This window comes from Nostoc sp. FACHB-152 (assembly GCF_014697475.1).
Classification (GTDB): domain Bacteria; phylum Cyanobacteriota; class Cyanobacteriia; order Cyanobacteriales; family Nostocaceae; genus Nostoc_B.
The window spans coordinates 54,832-71,789 of sequence record NZ_JACJRV010000032.1; the positions used below are offsets into that span (position 1 = coordinate 54,832).

Below are 16,958 nucleotides of genomic sequence, written 5' to 3' on the forward strand. Positions count from 1 at the left end.
AATATCAGTTTTATAAGCTTATTTTTAAAATATTTAAATTAATTAGATGCTATGCGCCGTTCAGCCTCTCTGCAAACTTTGTTATTCTACGGTCTGAGCGGCCCAATTCTCGCTCTCAATGTTTGGCTGCTCTCGGTACTGTTCACTTATTTTAAGCATCCGATTACGATTCTTAGTATCGCGGCGATTTTGGCGTTTTTACTTAATTACCCAGTGAAGTTTTTTGAACGCGCCCGCATTACTCGTACCCAGGCAGTAATCATAGTTTTGCTGGCAACTTTAACTTTAGTTGGTATTTTAGGCGTTACTTTAGTTCCGATAGTTATTGACCAAACAATTCAACTGTTAAATAAAATTCCTGATTGGCTAAGTGCTAGTCAAGCAAACCTAGAACAGCTTGAGGCATTTGCCAAACAGCGACGCTTACGCTTAGACTTACGACTATTTAGCAGTCAACTTAATAGCAGTATTCAAAGTCTGGTGCAGCAGTTAGCTTCTAGTGCAGTCGGCGTAGCCGGCACTTTGCTATCAGGACTATTAAATATTGTGTTAGTGGTTGTGCTGGCATTTTATATGCTGTTATATGGCGAGCGCGTCTGGTACGGTTTGATTAATCTTCTGCCCTCTCATATTGGAATACCTTTAACCGTATCTTTGCAGCTAAATTTTCAAAGATTCTTTTTGAGTCAATTATTACTGGGTTTATTCATGGTGCTGACTCTCACCCCAACCTTTATTGGACTCAAAGTACCTTTTGCTCTATTGTTTGCCATAGTTATTGGCATCTCAGAACTCATTCCCTTTATTGGGGCGGCCCTTGGCATTAGTTTGGTAACAATTTTGGTAATGCTACAAAATGGTTGGTTAGCAGTGCAAGTTGCGATCGCAGCGATTATTATGCAGCAAATTAAAGATAATTTGTTAGCCCCAAAATTATTAGGAGATTTTATTGGACTCAATCCGATTTGGATTTTTGTCTCTATTTTGATGGGATTTGAAATTGCCGGATTGTTGGGTACACTTGTGGCTGTTCCTATCGCTGGGACTATCAAAGGCACGTTTGATGCGATCAAAAGCAATAAAGGAGGAAATTTCGTATCAACCGTTACTATTCCTCACAATCCACCCAATGAAGATAAAAACTAGGAGGCAATTAAGAGAGCAGAGGGGAAAGAACTAATGACCATTGACTAAGCACTTATTAAGTTATCTTACTTAACTTCCAGTATAAAAACCTAATGATATATTAGTTTGTCCATAAATAAAAAATTAACTACACTATTTTGCTGGGATTTGTTTCACCGACCTCAAATCACAACTTCCATAATTCGGAAATCAGAATGGATGCTTCCGAGCTTTTAGAGACAATAACACTCCTGATTGACCAAGCTGAACGGGGGGAAATAGACCCTTGGGATGTCAAAGTCATTGAGGTGATTGACCGTTATTTAGAATTCATGGCACCGGAGGCTACAACCAGAGGCTACGAAGCCGATTTATCGCAGTCTGGACAAGCTTTTTTATCAGCATCAATGCTTGTATTATTCAAAGCTAACACTTTGATGCAATGGTCAACGGCTGAAGAAGTCCAAGAAACTCTAGAAGATGATGCCATATCTGAGATCGAAAACGGTCTATTACATCAGCGTCGTTTGCCTTTAGAGTTACACCTGCGCCGCCGTCCTTCTGCAATGCCGCCGCCCAAACGCCGCGTCACCCTGCAAGAGCTAATTGAGCAATTGCAGCTGATGGCCAATCAATTAAAACTTGTTCAAAAAGCTGATAAACCGCTCCGTGCCAAGCGTCAGCCTAGTGTCCGAACGATGCGTCAAGCACTAGAATTGGCTCACCAAGAAAATCTCACAGAGGTGGCTAGGGAATTAGAACAAGTCTTGCATTATGCTGGTAAAGATTTACTGCAACAACAGAATTATTTAAATCTTGAACAACTTGTACAGTTATGGTCTCAAACAAAACAGCAACCGCAAGACAATAATTCCAGCCATGAGTCAGAACACAGCCACTTAGTTAGTGTTTTTTGGGCTTTACTGCTGTTGTCAGCTCAATCTAAAGTAGAACTATTTCAAGAGGAATTTTACCAAGAAATTAAAATTAAGCTTATTAGTGAAACAAATAACACCCAAAATCCCGTAGAACAACCTATAAACTAAACTAATAATTCACTGAAAATATACGTAATTTAAACAGAGATACTGAAGTTAACATCAAAATTTGAGTATCTTTAAAAGATGGACGATGCCTACGCTTATAGTCTATCTCCAGCTATCGTTGCAATAAGCAGCAAATTCCTGTTATCCCTGTTTCTAGGAGTTACTTAGAACAGACATAAAACTGATGGTTAAGTATCACTCATTAAAAGTAAACTGGCTTGTGGTTGAGGAATAAAATTTATGAAAGCGATGATTCTCGCAGCAGGTAAGGGTACTCGCGTTCGTCCGATTACCTACACGACTCCCAAACCGATGATTCCCATCCTGCAAAAGCCAGTGATGGAATTCCTTTTGGAACTTTTGCGCCAACACGGATTTGATCAGATTATGGTCAACGTTAGCCATTTGGCGGAGGAAATTGAAAACTACTTCCGTGATGGTCAACGTTTTGGTGTACAGATTGCTTATTCTTTTGAAGGGAAAATTGACGACGGTAAATTAGTAGGGGAAGCAATTGGTTCAGCTGGAGGGATGCGACGCATCCAAGATTTTTCACCGTTTTTCGATGATACCTTTGTTGTGTTGTGCGGTGATGCTTTAATTGACTTAGATTTAACAGCAGCAGTTAAGTGGCATAAATCCAAAGGCTCAATTGCTACAATTATTTCTAAATCTGTTCCCCTAGAAGAAGTTTCTAGTTACGGTGTAGTTGTTACTGATGAGGATGGACGCGTTAAGGCTTTCCAAGAAAAACCTTCAGTAGAAGAAGCCCTCAGCACTAACATCAACACAGGGATTTACATTTTTGAGCCAGAAGTATTTAAATACATACCCTCTGGTGTTGAATATGACATTGGTAGCGAGCTTTTCCCTAAACTAGTGGAAATTGGTGCGCCTTTCTATGCCATTCCTATGGACTTTGAGTGGGTAGATATCGGTAAAGTACCAGACTACTGGCGGGCGATTCGCGGCGTATTGCTAGGCGAAATTAAAAATGTACAAATTCCTGGTCATGAGGTTGCCCCTGGTATCTACACTGGCTTAAATGTGGCGGTGAATTGGGACAAAGTAGATATCACAGGCCCAGTTTATATCGGTGGTATGACCAGAATCGAAGATGGAGCCAAAATCGTCGGCCCAGCAATGATTGGCCCGAATTGCTGGATATGCAGTGGCGCGACTGTAGATAACAGCGTCATCTTTGAATGGTCGCGCTTGGGGCCGGGAGTACGCCTAGTTGATAAGCTCGTGTTTGGTCGTTATTGCGTAGATAAGACCGGAGCAGCAATTGATGTCCAAGCTGCTGCTTTAGACTGGCTGATTACCGATGCTCGTCAAATACCACCAGTTCATACTCCTTTGGAACGTCAAGCAATTGAAGAATTGCTGGGGACAAACGCTAGTTAGGGGCTAGAGGCTAGAGGCTAGGGGCTAGCAACTTTGGATTAATCTCAAAAAATTCCCCTAATCTCTAGTCCCTAGTCCCTAGTCCCTATTGCCTAACCTCTAGCTATTCAAATACGTGTATCTCAGAAGACTTTGTTCGTAGGTTTGTAGTAATCGTTGAGATTCTGCCAGGGTAATGCGTTTTTCTTCTAAGGCTTTCTCGCAACGCTGGCGAATGTTCTCTACCATATCTTCTGAGTCGTACTGTACGTAACTCACAACTTCGCTCATGGTGTCGCCTTTGACGACGTGTTGAATTTGGTATCCTTTGGGTGTCAATTGGATGTGAACGGCGTTGGTATCTCCAAACAAGTTGTGCAGGTTGCCCATGATTTCTTGGTAAGCACCGTTGAGGAACATACCCAAGTAATAGGGTTCTCCGGGTTTGAAGGTGTGCAGTTCTAAAACTGATTTGACATCGCGCAGGTCAATAAAGCGATCTATTTTGCCATCACTATCACAGGTTAGGTCTGCCAAAATTCCCCGCCGCGTCGGTTCTTCATCAAGGCGATGTATCGGCATGATTGGGAATAGCTGATCAATCGCCCAACAATCTGGTGCTGATTGAAACACCGATAAGTTTGCGTAGTAAATGGAAGCCATAATTTTTTCTAGGTCTTCCAGTTCATCGGGTACGTAATCTTGCTGTCTGGTAATGTCAAGAATTTTTTGACAACAAGCCCAGTAGAGTCGCTCGGCTTTAGCACGTTCTCGCAGGCGCAAAATTCCTAAGTTGAAGCGGCTGATTGCTTCTTCTTTGAATTGGGTTGCGTCGTGGAAAAACTCTTGGTAATTTTCTTTATTGATTGATTGGTAAGTTTCCCACAAGTAATTGATAATTGGGGATTCTCCCTCTTGAGGTGATTCTGGGGGATTCTGGGGGACATCACTGGTACTGAGAATATCAAAAATCAGTACCGATTGATGGGAGGCGATCGCTCGTCCACTTTCACTAATCAGTGTGGGTACGGGAATTTGCCTTTCTGCACAGGTATCTTTTAACTCTGCCACGATATCGTTGGCATAGTTCTGCATATTGTAGTTTTTGGAAGCGTAGAAGTTGGTTTGGGAACCGTCATAGTCTACACCCAAGCCACCACCTACATCGAGATATTTCATATCTGCTCCCAACATCGCCAACTCTACATAAATGCGGCTAGCTTCTTGGATAGCATCTTTAATTACATTGATGGCAGAAATTTGTGAACCGATATGGAAATGCAATAACTGCAAAGACTCGATTAATTCGGCTTCGCGCAATTTATCCACGGCTTCGATAATTTCTGGCATTGTCAAACCAAACTTGGCGCGATCGCCACTGGATGTTCCCCAGCGTCCCATTCCTTGGGTGCTGAGTTTGGCACGCACACCTAAAATTGGCTTAATCCCTAACTGGCGATTGGCAGCAATAACCAAATCGACTTCTTCAATCTGCTCTAAAACGATAATTGGGGTTTGCCCTAGCCTTTGGGCTAACATCGCCGTTTCGATGTATTCCTGGTCTTTGTAGCCGTTGCAGATTAACAATGCGCCTGGGGTATCCAACAAAGCCAGGGCAATCATTAATTCTGGTTTGGAACCTGCTTCTAAACCAAATTGATGGGGTTTGCCAAAACGAACTAAATCTTCAATTAAATGCCGTTGCTGGTTGCATTTGACAGGGAATACACCGCGATAAACGCCTGGGTAGTTATAACGGGCGATCGCTTTGGCAAAACAAGCGTTTAATCTTTCAATTCGGTCTTCCAATATGTCGGAAAAGCGAATCAGCATGGGCAGCCCTAAATTACGCTGTTTCAGCGCATTGACTAACTCAAACAAATCTAAAGAACCCCCGCGATCGCCTTTGGGGGAAACTGTAATATGACCAGCTGCGTTAATTGAAAAATAAGGTTGACCCCACCCTTCAATACGGTATAATGCTTCGCTATCCTCGATTTTCCAGACGCGAGGTAAGTCCCCTGCGGTAGTAGTGCTAGGTGGTAATAGCTTTTTTTGCTTATGATTTTTCACTTCAGATTTATGCCCATTCGACGGTAGTTGTACCACCTCATCAGATGTAGCAGTTGACTCAACACCCATTTCTGACCTAACCTCTGTGTTTCACCCACGAATAAACAATTTAACTCATTCATCTGGTAATGGATATGCACCCGGAGATGATTTCTGAGATAAACTCTGATTGGTCATTAGTCATTGGTCAATAGTCAATGGTCAAAGGTAGATAACCTATTGACTTTGGACTAAGGACTTTTGACAATTGACAAGATAAAAACTTTATTAAGTTTTGGGAGATAGCTTTGGAACGCACATTTTTAGCCATTAAGCCTGATGGCGTACAACGCAAACTGGTTGGCGAAATTATCCGTCGCTTTGAGACTAAAGGTTTTACCCTTGTAGGGTTGAAGTTTCTCCAAGTCAGCCGAGAATTGGCGGAACAACATTATGATGTTCACCGGGAACGACCCTTTTTTGGTAGCTTGGTCGAATTTATCACTTCTGGCCCGGTGGTAGCGATGGTTTGGGAAGGCGATGGTGTAATTGCCTCGGCAAGAAAAATTATTGGGGCAACAAATCCCTTAACAGCAGAGCCAGGAACGATTCGTGGCGATTTTGGCATTAATATTGGGCGTAACTTAATTCACGGTTCTGATGCTCCCGAAACCGCGCAACGTGAAGTTGCTCTGTGGTTTAAAGATGAAGAATTAGTTAATTGGCAACCACATATATTCCCTTGGTTGCACGAATAATTGAGGGGAGTAGGAAGTAGGGAGTGGGGAGTAGGGGAAGATAGAACTTCTGCCTCCTGCCTCCTGCTTCCTACTTTGAGACTTCAGTCTTTTCTGGTTCGGCTTGGGGTAATGTAGTGACAGTCCGCTTAGAAAATCCCCAAGCTAAAATTAGGCCGATCGCAGTAATCATTAGCCATTCTGGCGGCACTAAATCATCGTTGATTACTTTCAAGAGCAAACGCAGACCCACAAAAGATACAGTTATATAGCCTGCGTCTTCTAAGTTGGCATACTCATCTAGCCAACGGATAAATAATCCGGCCATGAATCGTAGTGTGATAATCCCAATAGTTGCACCAGTTAATACCAACCATTTTTCTTGGGAAACTGCGATCGCAGTTGTGACGCTATCTAAAGAAAATGCCAAATCTGTAAATGCAATTACGGGGATGGCTTGTAACACAGAATTAAACCGCGGCCCATGATGGTGAGCATCTTCTGACTCTTCGGAGGTAAAATGTTGGAATACCAACCATAACAGGTAGGCTGCACCTAAAAGCTCAAATTGCCAAAAATTTTGTACCCAGGTTGCTGTCAAAATCAAGGTGATGCGTAGCACGTAGGCAATTACTAAACCAAAGTTCAGCGCCTTACGTTCTAGTTCTTTGTCTTCTAGCCCTTGGGCGATGGCGGCTAATGCGATCGCATTGTCAGCCGATAGTACTGCTTCTAAAAAGATTAAGATTAGTAAGACTATCGGGGCTTCGATGCTGAAATGAAAGTTAAGATAATCAAATATACGATCTAGCATTCCGGGTTTCTCAAGCAGAAAAATTAAAAACTAACAGAAGGTTTTTCCTCATAAAAAGCGCAAGAAATCGCTACTTTCATCTAGCTTAACTTGTAGAGGCTGCATAATGGGCGCGATCGCATCCCAGTATTTTTACTATGTTTAATTTAATGTGCTTTATTATACATAAACTTAGCAGTGTGAGTCTTAATTTTCTAGACTGTGCCTAGAAAAATTTATATATTGCGCTTAATTTTGTACTATAGCAGTCCTAAATTCTTTGTGAATAATAATATAGCCGACTTCTTAAAGAAGTCGGCTATATTCAATCTCTTAAATTTTTTTTCAATCGAACGTAACTAATCTGGCCAAATCTTAGCTCTTAAAAAAGTTTAGCTGAAAGCTCATTTGCTAAATCTAAAGATGGTTGCGCGTCGTCGTCATCATCAACTAGCAAATTTCTGACAGCTGATAATCTATCAGTCTCTTCATTAATTTGCCCACATTCTGCTAAATTTACAGCAAAATCAAACAAAGAACGCTTTTTTAACTGGTGTCTTACTTTTACAGCTAAACTATCATCGCTTACTAAAAACTCTTTAATCTTATCTAACAAAGGATTACCTACAATTTCATCGTTTCCCCAGGTTTCAAGCCAATCTCCATCAACATCTTCAACATAAATCTGAACAAAATTTAATCCGTAAGTTAGCCAATCTTGTTGCATTTTGCGGGCTGTTGCTAAGGCTTGGGCAAATTTGTCCAATTGTCCGTCGCCATAGCTTACAATTTCACTTTGGTTTGGCATACAAGCTGTTATGAGCAATTAACTTTAATAAATACATCAGCGATTAAGCAAATTTCAGATATTTGCCATCAGCAAGATAATCACTGTTATATAAAGCAACATTGACTAACTGACTAATAAAATTAGTATCTTTGGGATTGTAACTAACAAACAATCCTCTTTCTATCTCCCACAAGTTCAGTGTGCTTTTCCATTCATCGTACTTCTGATGATTTAATTCTTCAGATACACTGGTAATTTGAATACATAATGGTTGATTGTTCCGGCTACTCACTATTAAATCTGTAGCCATAGAAAGGTCGGCAATATACCTCTGCCAACAACTACCTTCACGGCTGACAATATCTTGAGCTATTGATTTAATAATATCATCATCAACTTGATTAAATTCACCGGACATTAATTTTTGCTTCCAAATGTAAAATTTAGAGTCACTTGTATTGATCCACTTAGGAAAAAGATAACTATACCAATACCGTTCATTCGGTGTCATTTGGGCAAACTTGGCTTTTTGTTCGGCTTCCGAAGGCAAAGATTGAATTAACAGCCAAATAGTAGAATCCGTAATCACCTCTAACAAAAAAGCAAGCACAAATGGTTTCGCAGTTAGGGAACCCAGCTTAATATCTTTGACCCAACGATTAATTTCGTCCAGTTTTCTCGCTAGGTTTGGATCTATCGAGGATGCTTGCTCGATAAGTAACTTTAACTGCTCCTTAATCTCTTTTGCCTGCAAATGATGCCCTGCTTTTGCTCAATTATACTTAATTTATCAACAATAGTAGTATTTAACTTCATAATGCTATTAAATATTGTTGGGGTCAATACCCTGGGCGCGTAATATTTCCCGGAGGCGATTAACTTCTGCTTGGGCTTGGTTTGCGCGGGCTTCGGCTTGCTGGGCGCGGGTTTGTTCTTCTATCGCTTTTTCTTCAGGTGTGGGTATTGATTGATTGTCAGTTGTAAAGTATCTTAACTTACCTTCATACACGCCTAGATATAGTTCTAACTGCTGACCGAAGAGGCAGGGGAGCAGAGGAGAAAGATTCTAGGATTCATACAATCCCCTACATTTATTTATGCCCTCATCTAAAATCTTTATTTCGAGTGGAGAGTGCAACGAGAAATAATGCGTCCTTATTTCAAGCCCCTAAATTTATTTATAGAGTTCCCTCGCCTTTCCTCTTCATGGCTCAGACATCAGCGATCGCCTCCTATTCTACGTTCATTATTTTTGCAGATTTACTAACTGACAGATACTTTTAAGAACTTGTAATAACTCAATTGCGTCAGGTGATTCATTAAGATTTAATAATGGCATTAATTGATAAGTTGCTTGTTGTTGGGTGCGTGTTAAATAAACAAATTGATAACGCAGTCCGTTAGTTACCAAACCCCAAACAGATGATTGTTGCTCTAAATTTTTAAAAGCATAAGTGAGTAATTGAGGTAAACCCTCACCAACTTCGATCGCACTATTTTTCGTTTCAATGACTAAAATCCAAAACGGTGAGGCAGCATTTATTTGAGAATTACTGATAGCTAAAATATCCATCCGGCCGGTAATTCTTTTGGCTTCATCTTCGACTGCGATCGCAATGCTGTCTTCCATTGTTAACCGAATCGGCACATCAAAAAATCCTGCCAGCCGCATTAACGGCGCAAGGGTCAAAAATTTAACTAGACCTTCAGAGATTTTGCCATCGCTGGAGTAACGGTCAAAATCATTTCTGATTCGCAATAAATCCTGCTGTTCAAACTCAGATAGTGGTTCTAAAGTGAAAACATCTGTAAATGAACCATTGCCAAGCTTTTCGAGTTTGAGCAAGCGATGAACATCGTTGAGAGATAAGCTACTGGCTTCGAGAATAAGTGGCATAGTTTCAAGTATGAAGTATGAAGTGCGAAAATTTTATACTTCTGCGCCCCGGTTTAAAAGTGCTGAGTGAAAACTAGTCTCTAGCCTCCAGCCTCTCTTTCTTCCAGCTTAACGAAACTCTAAACACTTTCTGCCAAAACTCCGCTAAAAATATAGTTCAGTGTCAGAAGTGCATTCATTGATATGTCTCAACCAACCATAGAATCAATTTTACAAGAGAAGCGTTTATTCCATCCGGCTGCGGAATTTTCACAAAACGCCCAGATCAAAAGTTTAGAAGATTACCAGCAACTCTACGATCAAGCCAAGGCTGACCCGGAAAAATTTTGGGCAGACTTAGCCGAAACCGAATTGCATTGGTTTGAAAAATGGCATACAGTTTTAGACTGGCAACCACCTTTTGCAAAGTGGTTTGTCGGCGGTAAGACTAATATTTCTTACAACTGTTTAGATAGACATTTGACGACGTGGCGCAAGAATAAAGCGGCGTTGATTTGGGAAGGTGAACCAGGGGATTCGCGGACTTTAACTTATGCCCAACTTCACAGGGAAGTTTGCCAGTTTGCCAATGTGCTGAAGCAATTGGGAGTGCAAAAAGGCGATCGCGTCGGTATTTATATGCCGATGATCCCGGAAGCGGCGATCGCGATGTTAGCTTGTGCCAGAATTGGCGCACCTCATAGTGTGGTATTTGGTGGTTTTAGTGCCGAAGCATTGCGCGATCGCTTAATTGATGCCCAAGCTAAATTAGTAATCACTGCTGATGGTGGTTGGCGCAAAGATGCGATCGTTCCCCTGAAAGAACAGGTAGATAAGGCTTTGGCTGATGGGGCTGTGCCTTCTGTGCAGAACGTCTTGGTTGTGAAACGCACCGGACAAGATGTGTATATGCAGTTGGGCGGACGCGACCATTGGTGGCATGATTTACAAAAAGGCGTGTCTGCTGATTGTCCGGCGGAACCGATGGATAGCGAAGATATGCTGTTTGTCCTCTACACTTCGGGGAGTACAGGCAAACCCAAGGGTGTTGTGCATACCACTGCTGGCTATAACTTGTACACCCACATGACCACTAAGTGGATTTTCGACTTGCAAGACACCGATGTTTATTGGTGTACTGCGGATGTCGGCTGGATTACCGGACATAGTTATATTGTTTACGGCCCCCTTTCCAACGGTGCAACCACGCTGATGTATGAAGGTGCGCCCCGCGCTTCCAATCCTGGCTGCTTCTGGGATGTAATTGAAAAATACGGTGTGAACATTTTCTACACTGCACCGACAGCAATTCGGGCGTTTATTAAGATGGGCGAACAACATCCCAACACCCGCAACCTTTCTTCATTACGCTTGTTGGGAACCGTGGGTGAACCGATTAACCCAGAGGCTTGGATGTGGTATCACCGGGTGATTGGTGGCGATCGCTGTCCGATTGTGGATACTTGGTGGCAAACTGAAACAGGTGGAATTATGATTACACCGCTACCAGGGGCAATTCCTACGAAACCGGGTTCCGCGACGCTTCCTTTCCCTGGAATTTTGGCAGATATCGTAGATTTGGAAGGTAACTCTTTAGCTGATAACGAAGGTGGCTATTTAGCAGTGCGCTATCCTTGGCCGGGAATGATGCGGACTGTTTACGGCGATCCTGAACGCTTCCGCCGCACTTATTGGGAACACATTCCGCCGCAAGATGGCAAGTATACTTACTTTGCTGGCGATGGTGCGAGACGCGATGAAGACGGTTATTTCTGGGTGATGGGACGTGTTGACGATGTATTGAATGTCTCTGGACATCGCCTCGGAACTATGGAAATTGAATCAGCTTTAGTTTCTCACCCAGCAGTTGCAGAGGCGGCGGTAGTGGGTAAGCCAGATGAACTTAAAGGTGAGGATGTCGTGGCTTTTGTGACGTTAGAAGGTAGTCATCAAGCTAGCGAGGAGTTGAGTAAAGAACTGAAAAAACACGTTGTGCAGGAGATTGGTGCGATCGCCCGTCCGGGTGAAATCCGCTTTACCGATGCATTACCCAAAACGCGATCGGGCAAGATTATGCGGCGATTGCTGCGTAACCTAGCATCTGGTCAAGAAGTTTCTGGTGATACGTCAACCTTGGAAGATCGTGGCGTATTAGATAAATTGCGCGAAGGCGCGTAAATCAGTAGGGGAGCCAGTGCTTTGCGGAGGTTCCCTCCGTTATAGCAACTGGCGTTGTGTTGTCGCGTAGCGCAACGCACCATTTGAAATTGCGGTGCGTTAGAACTAACGTTCCTAACGCACCCTACCAAATCAGTCTTCGTATTAGTTTTAACTTGTGTATTGTCAAAATTTAGTTTTTTCGCGTCATGCAATCCAACAGATGTTTTTTCGACGCATTACTCAACAAGAAGTCCAACAAGTTATTAACTCTGGAGAAGTAATAGAAGAAAATCCAAATGAGCCACCTTTTCCTAGCTATTTAATTCTTGATTTTGTTAACGGTCAGCCGATTCATGTTGTTTTTTCTTATGATGAAGTTAGTGATACTGGCTATGTAGTTACAGCGTATATTCCTGACTCAAATTTGTGGACAGATAATTTTAAAAAACGGAGATAAGGGTAATTAATTTATGCAATGTGTTATCTGTAAACACGGCGAAACTCAACCAGGACTAGTGACAGTAACTTTAGAGCGAGATGATACTATCGTGATTCTCAAAGGTGTGCCAGCAGAAGTTTGTAATAATTGCGGCGAATATTATTTAAGTGCTGCTGTTACAGAACAAGTTTTGCAACGTGCAGAAGAAGCAGTTAATAAAGGTGCTGAAGTTGAAATTTTACGCTATGTGGCATAGTTTAATTGGCAGATTTACCAAGAGATGTTCAAGCCTTTGAAAACACTACAATAGAAACACATATCGATAAATTGTATCGTGCTGAGTATGACAACTATAATTGCTAGACCTTCATCCTTAATTGGTAGTATCAGAATAGAAAAGCTGGATAAATTTCACCTCTTCAAATTTAATGATGAACTGCAAGCACGCATGGAAGAACTTTTAGAACGTAAAAAAGCTGATTTACTGACTTCTGAAGAAGTTATCGAACTTGAAGAAATTGGAGAACTAGATAGGATTTTTACCCATATAAAAGCGATGTTGGTAGCTCAACAACAATGATTGATGATGCTACTAAAGAAGAAGAACAAGAGGAAGCAGCTTGGCATCGTCTTGCAGCCGAACAATTATTAAAAGGTTACAGCGACGATGATGCTATCTACGACACGATTTAAGTAATGCAAAATTATCAATCTGGCTCAGAAATGTAGGTTGGGTGAAACGAAGAGGAACCCAACAAAGCTTACGTTGATGTTGATGATGTTGGGTTTCGCTATTGCTCCACCCAACCTACGTTTTAATTTTGCTATTTAAGAAGAGAAGGGGAATCATGAGAAATTCCATATCTGATAATGCGATCGCTGCGCTACGCTGCATTGATGAAGCTAAAAATTATGTCTAATTTTACGACTGCTTTTAGTTCAGCCGTTTCTTCTGGTGTGAGATAGGCTGATGCAAATTATTTATCAGAGTTTGAATCATCATCGAAGTCAATGATGGCTTCATCTTCAAAATTTGCTGGTAAAAGTTTCGGCCATTCTACAATCGCCTCTTCAAGATTCGCCCCTACAAGATTCGCCCCTCGAAGATTCGCCCGTCCAAGATTCGCCCCTCGAAGATTCGCCCGTTCAAGATTCGCCTCTCGAAGATCCGCCCGTTCAAGATTCGCCTCTCGAAGATCCGCCCCTTGAAGATCCGCCCCTCGAAGATTCGCCCCTCGAAGATTCGCCCCTCGAAGATTCGCCCGTTCAAGATTCGCCCCTTGAAGATCCGCCCGTTCAAGATCCGCCCGTTCAAGATACGCTTCTACAAGATCCGCCCGTTCAAGATTTGCCCGTTCAAGATACGCATCTTTAAGAATCGCCCCTTGAAGATTCGCCCCTACAAGATCTGCATCTTTAAGAATCGCATCTTCAAGATTCGCCCCTACAAGATACGCATCTTTAAGAATCGCCCGTTCAAGATCCGCCGCTTGAAGATCCGCCCATCCAAGATTCGCCGCTTGAAGATCCGCCCATCCAAGATTTGCTTTAAAAAAGTCTTTTGTAGTTAAAATACAATTTTGTAAATCTAAATAACTCAGACAACTTAAGCACAATACATCAGTCCTAAAACTAACTCTTTGCCCATGTATACGAGAAATCCAAGCCCCAAAAGCATTAGAGGCTTTTGGTTCTTCAGATGCTTCAGAAACTCCTAGAAAAGGCCATTCAATCTTAGAAATCTTTTGCGTCACTCTGGCGCAAGCATTTAAGACAACTAACAAAGCTTCTTCGGCGTTACGGGCTTGTTGGTTAGCTTGATGAAAGCTTTTGATTTCCGGCAAAAGTTCCATTGGCATTCCGTGACTTAGCATAAAACCAATGAGATGAGACAAGCTTTTTTGCCAATTTTCAACATCTGTAGGACTTTGTAAGCGGATTTCGTCGCAAATGAAATCGAACAGATACCTATCAATTGGGGATGTGCCGCAAAGAATAGCCCAGTTTTTTAGTGCTTCCGTTTCATCCCATCCTTTACGATGATATCTGTCTTTTTGTCGTTCTTCTAACTGTTCGTGAATCCAACTCAGTTCTCGCACTATGTGTCTGGCTGTGAGATATTCACCAAAACTTTTGTGAGTGAATTCAAAGGTTTTTTCTTGTTCTTTCACTCCACTCTGCCGGAAATAAAACGCTGTTAACAGACGAGTTACACCCGCTTCTGCTGCTTGCTGATATTCTCTAAACAGTTGATTGATATGAGTATTAGTGCCACATTTTTTCTCAATTTTGTTTACTGTTGTGGTTCTACCGTCACCATGCCAGCAAGCTAATGCAATTTCTTCTAAAATCAGGGCAAATTCTTCATCATCTGCTATGCTAAACTCCTGAGCTATGGGATGTTTTTGTTTATCTCCCCAACGGCGTTCATAAACAGCTTTGAGTAAGTCTGCATAAATAGTATTTAAGTTACTATTTTCAGAAAATTCCACTTCGCCACGGTCATAACTCAAAGCCACTAAATAATTTAGCAATGGTTGAGCAGTAATTTCTATCAGCTTCCCTTGGTCTAAAGCTTCAGGTAAACCATTATATTGCTTATCTTTAGCTTGGGAATACTTCTGCCACCAAGATTGTCGTTGATCTGGCTCAAGCAATTTGTTCTTGTCTTTGTAATTAGACTTTTCCTTTTCAGGCAGGAAATAAGGCAGAATATGTAATATTCCTTGGGCAGATTTATCAAACTGATTTGTGTTGGCTTGCACTATTAATTCACGTCCAGTAATTAAAACTTGCACGCAGGTTTCGCGCTGATTAGAGTTATCTAGTTTTCTTTCTACTTTCTGAATAAATTGTTTGGCTACTTCTGCACCCAGCTTACCCTGCATAGCAAGTTCATCTAAGCCATCAAAGATAATTAATAACCTTGATTTATCATTATCTTCTAGGGGGTTATGTTGTAAAAAACCATTAGCTTTAACAAACTCACCAACTGCATTAACTAAATTATCTTCAACCTCAAAACGGTGTAAGGGAACAAATAAAACTTGAATCTCTCCTTTTGCAGCTTGTTCAGCAGCAAAGATTTTAGCAAAAGAAGATTTACCGCTACCAGGGCCACCACTAATTACTCGAATAGCATCTTGAGGCGCAGCTTCTTTTAACCAAGCTTCTAGTTCAGTTTTTAAATCAACGACAACTTGCTCAAATTTTTCTGCTTCTTGGTGTTGACGATAAGAATAACTATCCTTTTGAGGTTTAATCGGGACTTTATAGTAAGCCCGTAAGGGGATATAGACTTTTTCTAAGCCAAAAGTTTCATCAAATATCGGCTCTGCTACTTGTTTTTGCAACCATGCGGCATAACGTAACCATGAGCGTTCTTGTTCATTGGCTTGAGTAAAGGGTGTATCGACTTCTGCTTTTAGACAAGCATATTTATCTGGATGTTCTGCCCATTCTTGATGTAGGGCAAAGATAAAATAAGTGGGTAGGCGATCGCTAATTGTTTGAGCTTGAATTGTATTACGGATAAAATATTGTAACCAACTACCAAATGCACCTTGAATTGTTTTTATAATTGGTAAATCTTTAGGATTGTTAAAAAAATCTTGGTCAATGCGTAACTCTTGACTTGCTAAGGATTCGTTCAGGTAATTATCCAAAGATTCAATGTCGCTTGGATTTGGTTCTTCAAAGAGTAAACTTCGATTCTCTTCTAGCAAACTTAGCATTGCCTGAATCAAAGAACGGTAAATAAGCAACCAGCCTATTTCTGCTGGTGTTTGTGCCAAACCAATTGCTGCTGATACTTCTACCGCACCTTTGGCTACTTCTTGCCAATTTCCTAAAGCCCCATCTATAGCGGCTTTGCTAAGAGATTTGAATAGTTCTCTAGTATCTACAGTTAATGGTTTTTTCCCAAATCGAACAGGCTTACTGATAGATGTTCCAGATTCACTGCTCATGCTCATAGCAATTAGGTAACAAATACGGCTTTAACAAATAATTAAGCAGCTTTTTATACTAAAATTTCAAGAATTCAGTTTAAAAATTAATAATTTGTCTGTAAAAGGCTCAACTGTCAGCCTCAAAGGTTCAACCTTCAGCATCAAAGGCTCAACCTTCAGCCTCAAAGGCTCAACTTTCAGCCTCAAAGGCTCAACTTTCAGCCTTTGAGACTCAATTGTCAGCCTCAGAGGCTTAACTTTCAGCCTCAAAGGCTCAAAACGTGAGTTCGACAAGTCTTTTTTGACCTCACCCCAACCCCTCTCCGACGCGGAGAGGGGCTTAAATAACCTTAATTACTGACGAAAAATTGAGCTTTTGAAGCCTCTCTCCTTGTAGGCTACCTTGTACACACAAGTTATCGAATCACTACCAGTCCTGGAATTACCCCACCCTAACCCTCCCCTTGGAAAGGGGAGGGGACAATTTCCCCCCTTTCCAAGGGGCAGGACTGTTTCATTCTCAAAAGAAAAATGGTTGAATCAGAATGATAACAGTATTTAATCAGGGTGCTAATGACTGCCAGCTTAATCACAGAACTTAAAA

Annotated in this window: 15 protein-coding genes; 8 read left to right on the top strand and 7 right to left on the bottom strand. The window is 41.5% G+C overall.

The window, feature by feature from the left end; genetic code table 11:
- Window positions 1-51: 51 nt before the first annotated feature.
- The 3 genes from H6G76_RS20380 (at window position 52) to H6G76_RS20390 (ending at window position 3,578) form a co-directional block, all read left to right on the top strand.
- Window positions 52-1,146 (top strand): AI-2E family transporter, encoded by a 1,095-nt coding sequence (locus H6G76_RS20380; RefSeq protein WP_190704646.1) that lies wholly within the window; start codon window positions 52-54, stop codon window positions 1,144-1,146.
- A 194-nt stretch (window positions 1,147-1,340) separates the two neighbouring features.
- The gene (locus H6G76_RS20385) at window positions 1,341-2,171 is read left to right on the top strand and encodes a segregation/condensation protein A (RefSeq protein ID WP_190704649.1); all 831 of its coding nucleotides are present in this window, start codon (window positions 1,341-1,343) and stop codon (window positions 2,169-2,171) included.
- Window positions 2,172-2,411: 240 nt separating this feature from the next.
- Window positions 2,412-3,578, top strand: a complete 1,167-nt coding sequence (locus tag H6G76_RS20390; protein ID WP_190704652.1) for a sugar phosphate nucleotidyltransferase — start codon at window positions 2,412-2,414, stop codon at window positions 3,576-3,578.
- Between the two features lie 99 nt (window positions 3,579-3,677).
- On the opposite strand, the gene speA is transcribed toward H6G76_RS20390, so the two are convergent.
- Window positions 3,678-5,699 (bottom strand): biosynthetic arginine decarboxylase, encoded by a 2,022-nt coding sequence (speA, locus tag H6G76_RS20395; RefSeq protein ID WP_190704654.1) that lies wholly within the window; start codon window positions 5,697-5,699, stop codon window positions 3,678-3,680.
- A gap of 218 nt (window positions 5,700-5,917) precedes the next feature.
- On the opposite strand from speA, the gene ndk reads away from it, so the two are divergent.
- Window positions 5,918-6,367, top strand: coding sequence for a nucleoside-diphosphate kinase (ndk, locus tag H6G76_RS20400; RefSeq protein WP_190704657.1), 450 nt, complete (start codon window positions 5,918-5,920; stop codon window positions 6,365-6,367).
- Window positions 6,368-6,437: 70 nt separating this feature from the next.
- On the opposite strand, the gene H6G76_RS20405 is transcribed toward ndk, so the two are convergent.
- The 5 genes from H6G76_RS20405 to H6G76_RS20425 form a co-directional block, all read right to left on the bottom strand.
- Window positions 6,438-7,160, bottom strand: a complete 723-nt coding sequence (locus tag H6G76_RS20405) for a TerC family protein (RefSeq protein ID WP_190704660.1) — start codon at window positions 7,158-7,160, stop codon at window positions 6,438-6,440.
- 361 nt (window positions 7,161-7,521) lie between these two features.
- On the bottom strand, window positions 7,522-7,947 hold the full coding sequence (locus H6G76_RS20410; RefSeq protein ID WP_190704662.1) for a hypothetical protein: 426 nt from the start codon (window positions 7,945-7,947) through the stop codon (window positions 7,522-7,524).
- A gap of 43 nt (window positions 7,948-7,990) precedes the next feature.
- The gene (locus H6G76_RS20415; RefSeq protein ID WP_190704665.1) at window positions 7,991-8,683 is read right to left on the bottom strand and encodes a hypothetical protein; all 693 of its coding nucleotides are present in this window, start codon (window positions 8,681-8,683) and stop codon (window positions 7,991-7,993) included.
- A gap of 69 nt (window positions 8,684-8,752) precedes the next feature.
- Window positions 8,753-8,938: a hypothetical protein gene (locus H6G76_RS20420; protein ID WP_190704668.1), complete on the bottom strand. Its 186-nt coding sequence runs from the start codon at window positions 8,936-8,938 to the stop codon at window positions 8,753-8,755.
- 237 nt (window positions 8,939-9,175) lie between these two features.
- On the bottom strand, window positions 9,176-9,826 hold the full coding sequence (locus H6G76_RS20425) for a restriction endonuclease subunit R (protein ID WP_190704670.1): 651 nt from the start codon (window positions 9,824-9,826) through the stop codon (window positions 9,176-9,178).
- A gap of 183 nt (window positions 9,827-10,009) precedes the next feature.
- Here H6G76_RS20425 and acs point away from each other — a divergent pair, with 183 nt between their 5' ends.
- The 4 genes from acs to H6G76_RS20445 all read left to right on the top strand — a co-directional run bounded on the left by acs (window position 10,010) and on the right by H6G76_RS20445 (window position 12,984).
- Window positions 10,010-11,983 carry an acetate--CoA ligase gene (gene acs, locus H6G76_RS20430; protein ID WP_190704672.1) on the top strand — a complete coding sequence of 658 codons (1,974 nt, stop codon included), beginning with the start codon at window positions 10,010-10,012 and terminating at the stop codon, window positions 11,981-11,983.
- Between the two features lie 157 nt (window positions 11,984-12,140).
- The gene (locus H6G76_RS20435; RefSeq protein ID WP_190704674.1) at window positions 12,141-12,422 is read left to right on the top strand and encodes a DUF4258 domain-containing protein; all 282 of its coding nucleotides are present in this window, start codon (window positions 12,141-12,143) and stop codon (window positions 12,420-12,422) included.
- 13 nt (window positions 12,423-12,435) lie between these two features.
- Window positions 12,436-12,660, top strand: a complete 225-nt coding sequence (locus tag H6G76_RS20440) for a type II toxin-antitoxin system MqsA family antitoxin (protein WP_190704676.1) — start codon at window positions 12,436-12,438, stop codon at window positions 12,658-12,660.
- Window positions 12,661-12,747: 87 nt separating this feature from the next.
- Window positions 12,748-12,984 (top strand): hypothetical protein, encoded by a 237-nt coding sequence (locus tag H6G76_RS20445; protein ID WP_190704678.1) that lies wholly within the window; start codon window positions 12,748-12,750, stop codon window positions 12,982-12,984.
- A gap of 397 nt (window positions 12,985-13,381) precedes the next feature.
- Here H6G76_RS20445 and H6G76_RS20450 read toward each other — a convergent pair whose 3' ends face one another.
- Window positions 13,382-16,372 (bottom strand): pentapeptide repeat-containing protein, encoded by a 2,991-nt coding sequence (locus H6G76_RS20450; RefSeq protein WP_242056467.1) that lies wholly within the window; start codon window positions 16,370-16,372, stop codon window positions 13,382-13,384.
- Window positions 16,373-16,958 lie beyond the last annotated feature (586 nt).

Excerpts from the sequence above, each read along its gene's own strand:
- H6G76_RS20380 (WP_190704646.1), top strand. The coding sequence starts at position 52 with ATGCGCCGTTCAGCCTCTCTGCAAACTTTGTTATTCTACGGTCTGAGC.
- H6G76_RS20385 (WP_190704649.1), top strand. The coding sequence starts at position 1,341 with ATGGATGCTTCCGAGCTTTTAGAGACAATAACACTCCTGATTGACCAA.
- H6G76_RS20390 (WP_190704652.1), top strand. The coding sequence starts at position 2,412 with ATGAAAGCGATGATTCTCGCAGCAGGTAAGGGTACTCGCGTTCGTCCG.
- speA (WP_190704654.1), bottom strand. The coding sequence starts at position 5,699 with ATGGGTGTTGAGTCAACTGCTACATCTGATGAGGTGGTACAACTACCG.
- H6G76_RS20405 (WP_190704660.1), bottom strand. The coding sequence starts at position 7,160 with ATGCTAGATCGTATATTTGATTATCTTAACTTTCATTTCAGCATCGAA.
- H6G76_RS20410 (WP_190704662.1), bottom strand. The coding sequence starts at position 7,947 with ATGCCAAACCAAAGTGAAATTGTAAGCTATGGCGACGGACAATTGGAC.
- H6G76_RS20425 (WP_190704670.1), bottom strand. The coding sequence starts at position 9,826 with ATGCCACTTATTCTCGAAGCCAGTAGCTTATCTCTCAACGATGTTCAT.
- acs (WP_190704672.1), top strand. The coding sequence starts at position 10,010 with ATGTCTCAACCAACCATAGAATCAATTTTACAAGAGAAGCGTTTATTC.
- H6G76_RS20440 (WP_190704676.1), top strand. The coding sequence starts at position 12,436 with ATGCAATGTGTTATCTGTAAACACGGCGAAACTCAACCAGGACTAGTG.
- H6G76_RS20445 (WP_190704678.1), top strand. The coding sequence starts at position 12,748 with ATGACAACTATAATTGCTAGACCTTCATCCTTAATTGGTAGTATCAGA.
- H6G76_RS20450 (WP_242056467.1), bottom strand. The coding sequence starts at position 16,372 with ATGAGCAGTGAATCTGGAACATCTATCAGTAAGCCTGTTCGATTTGGG.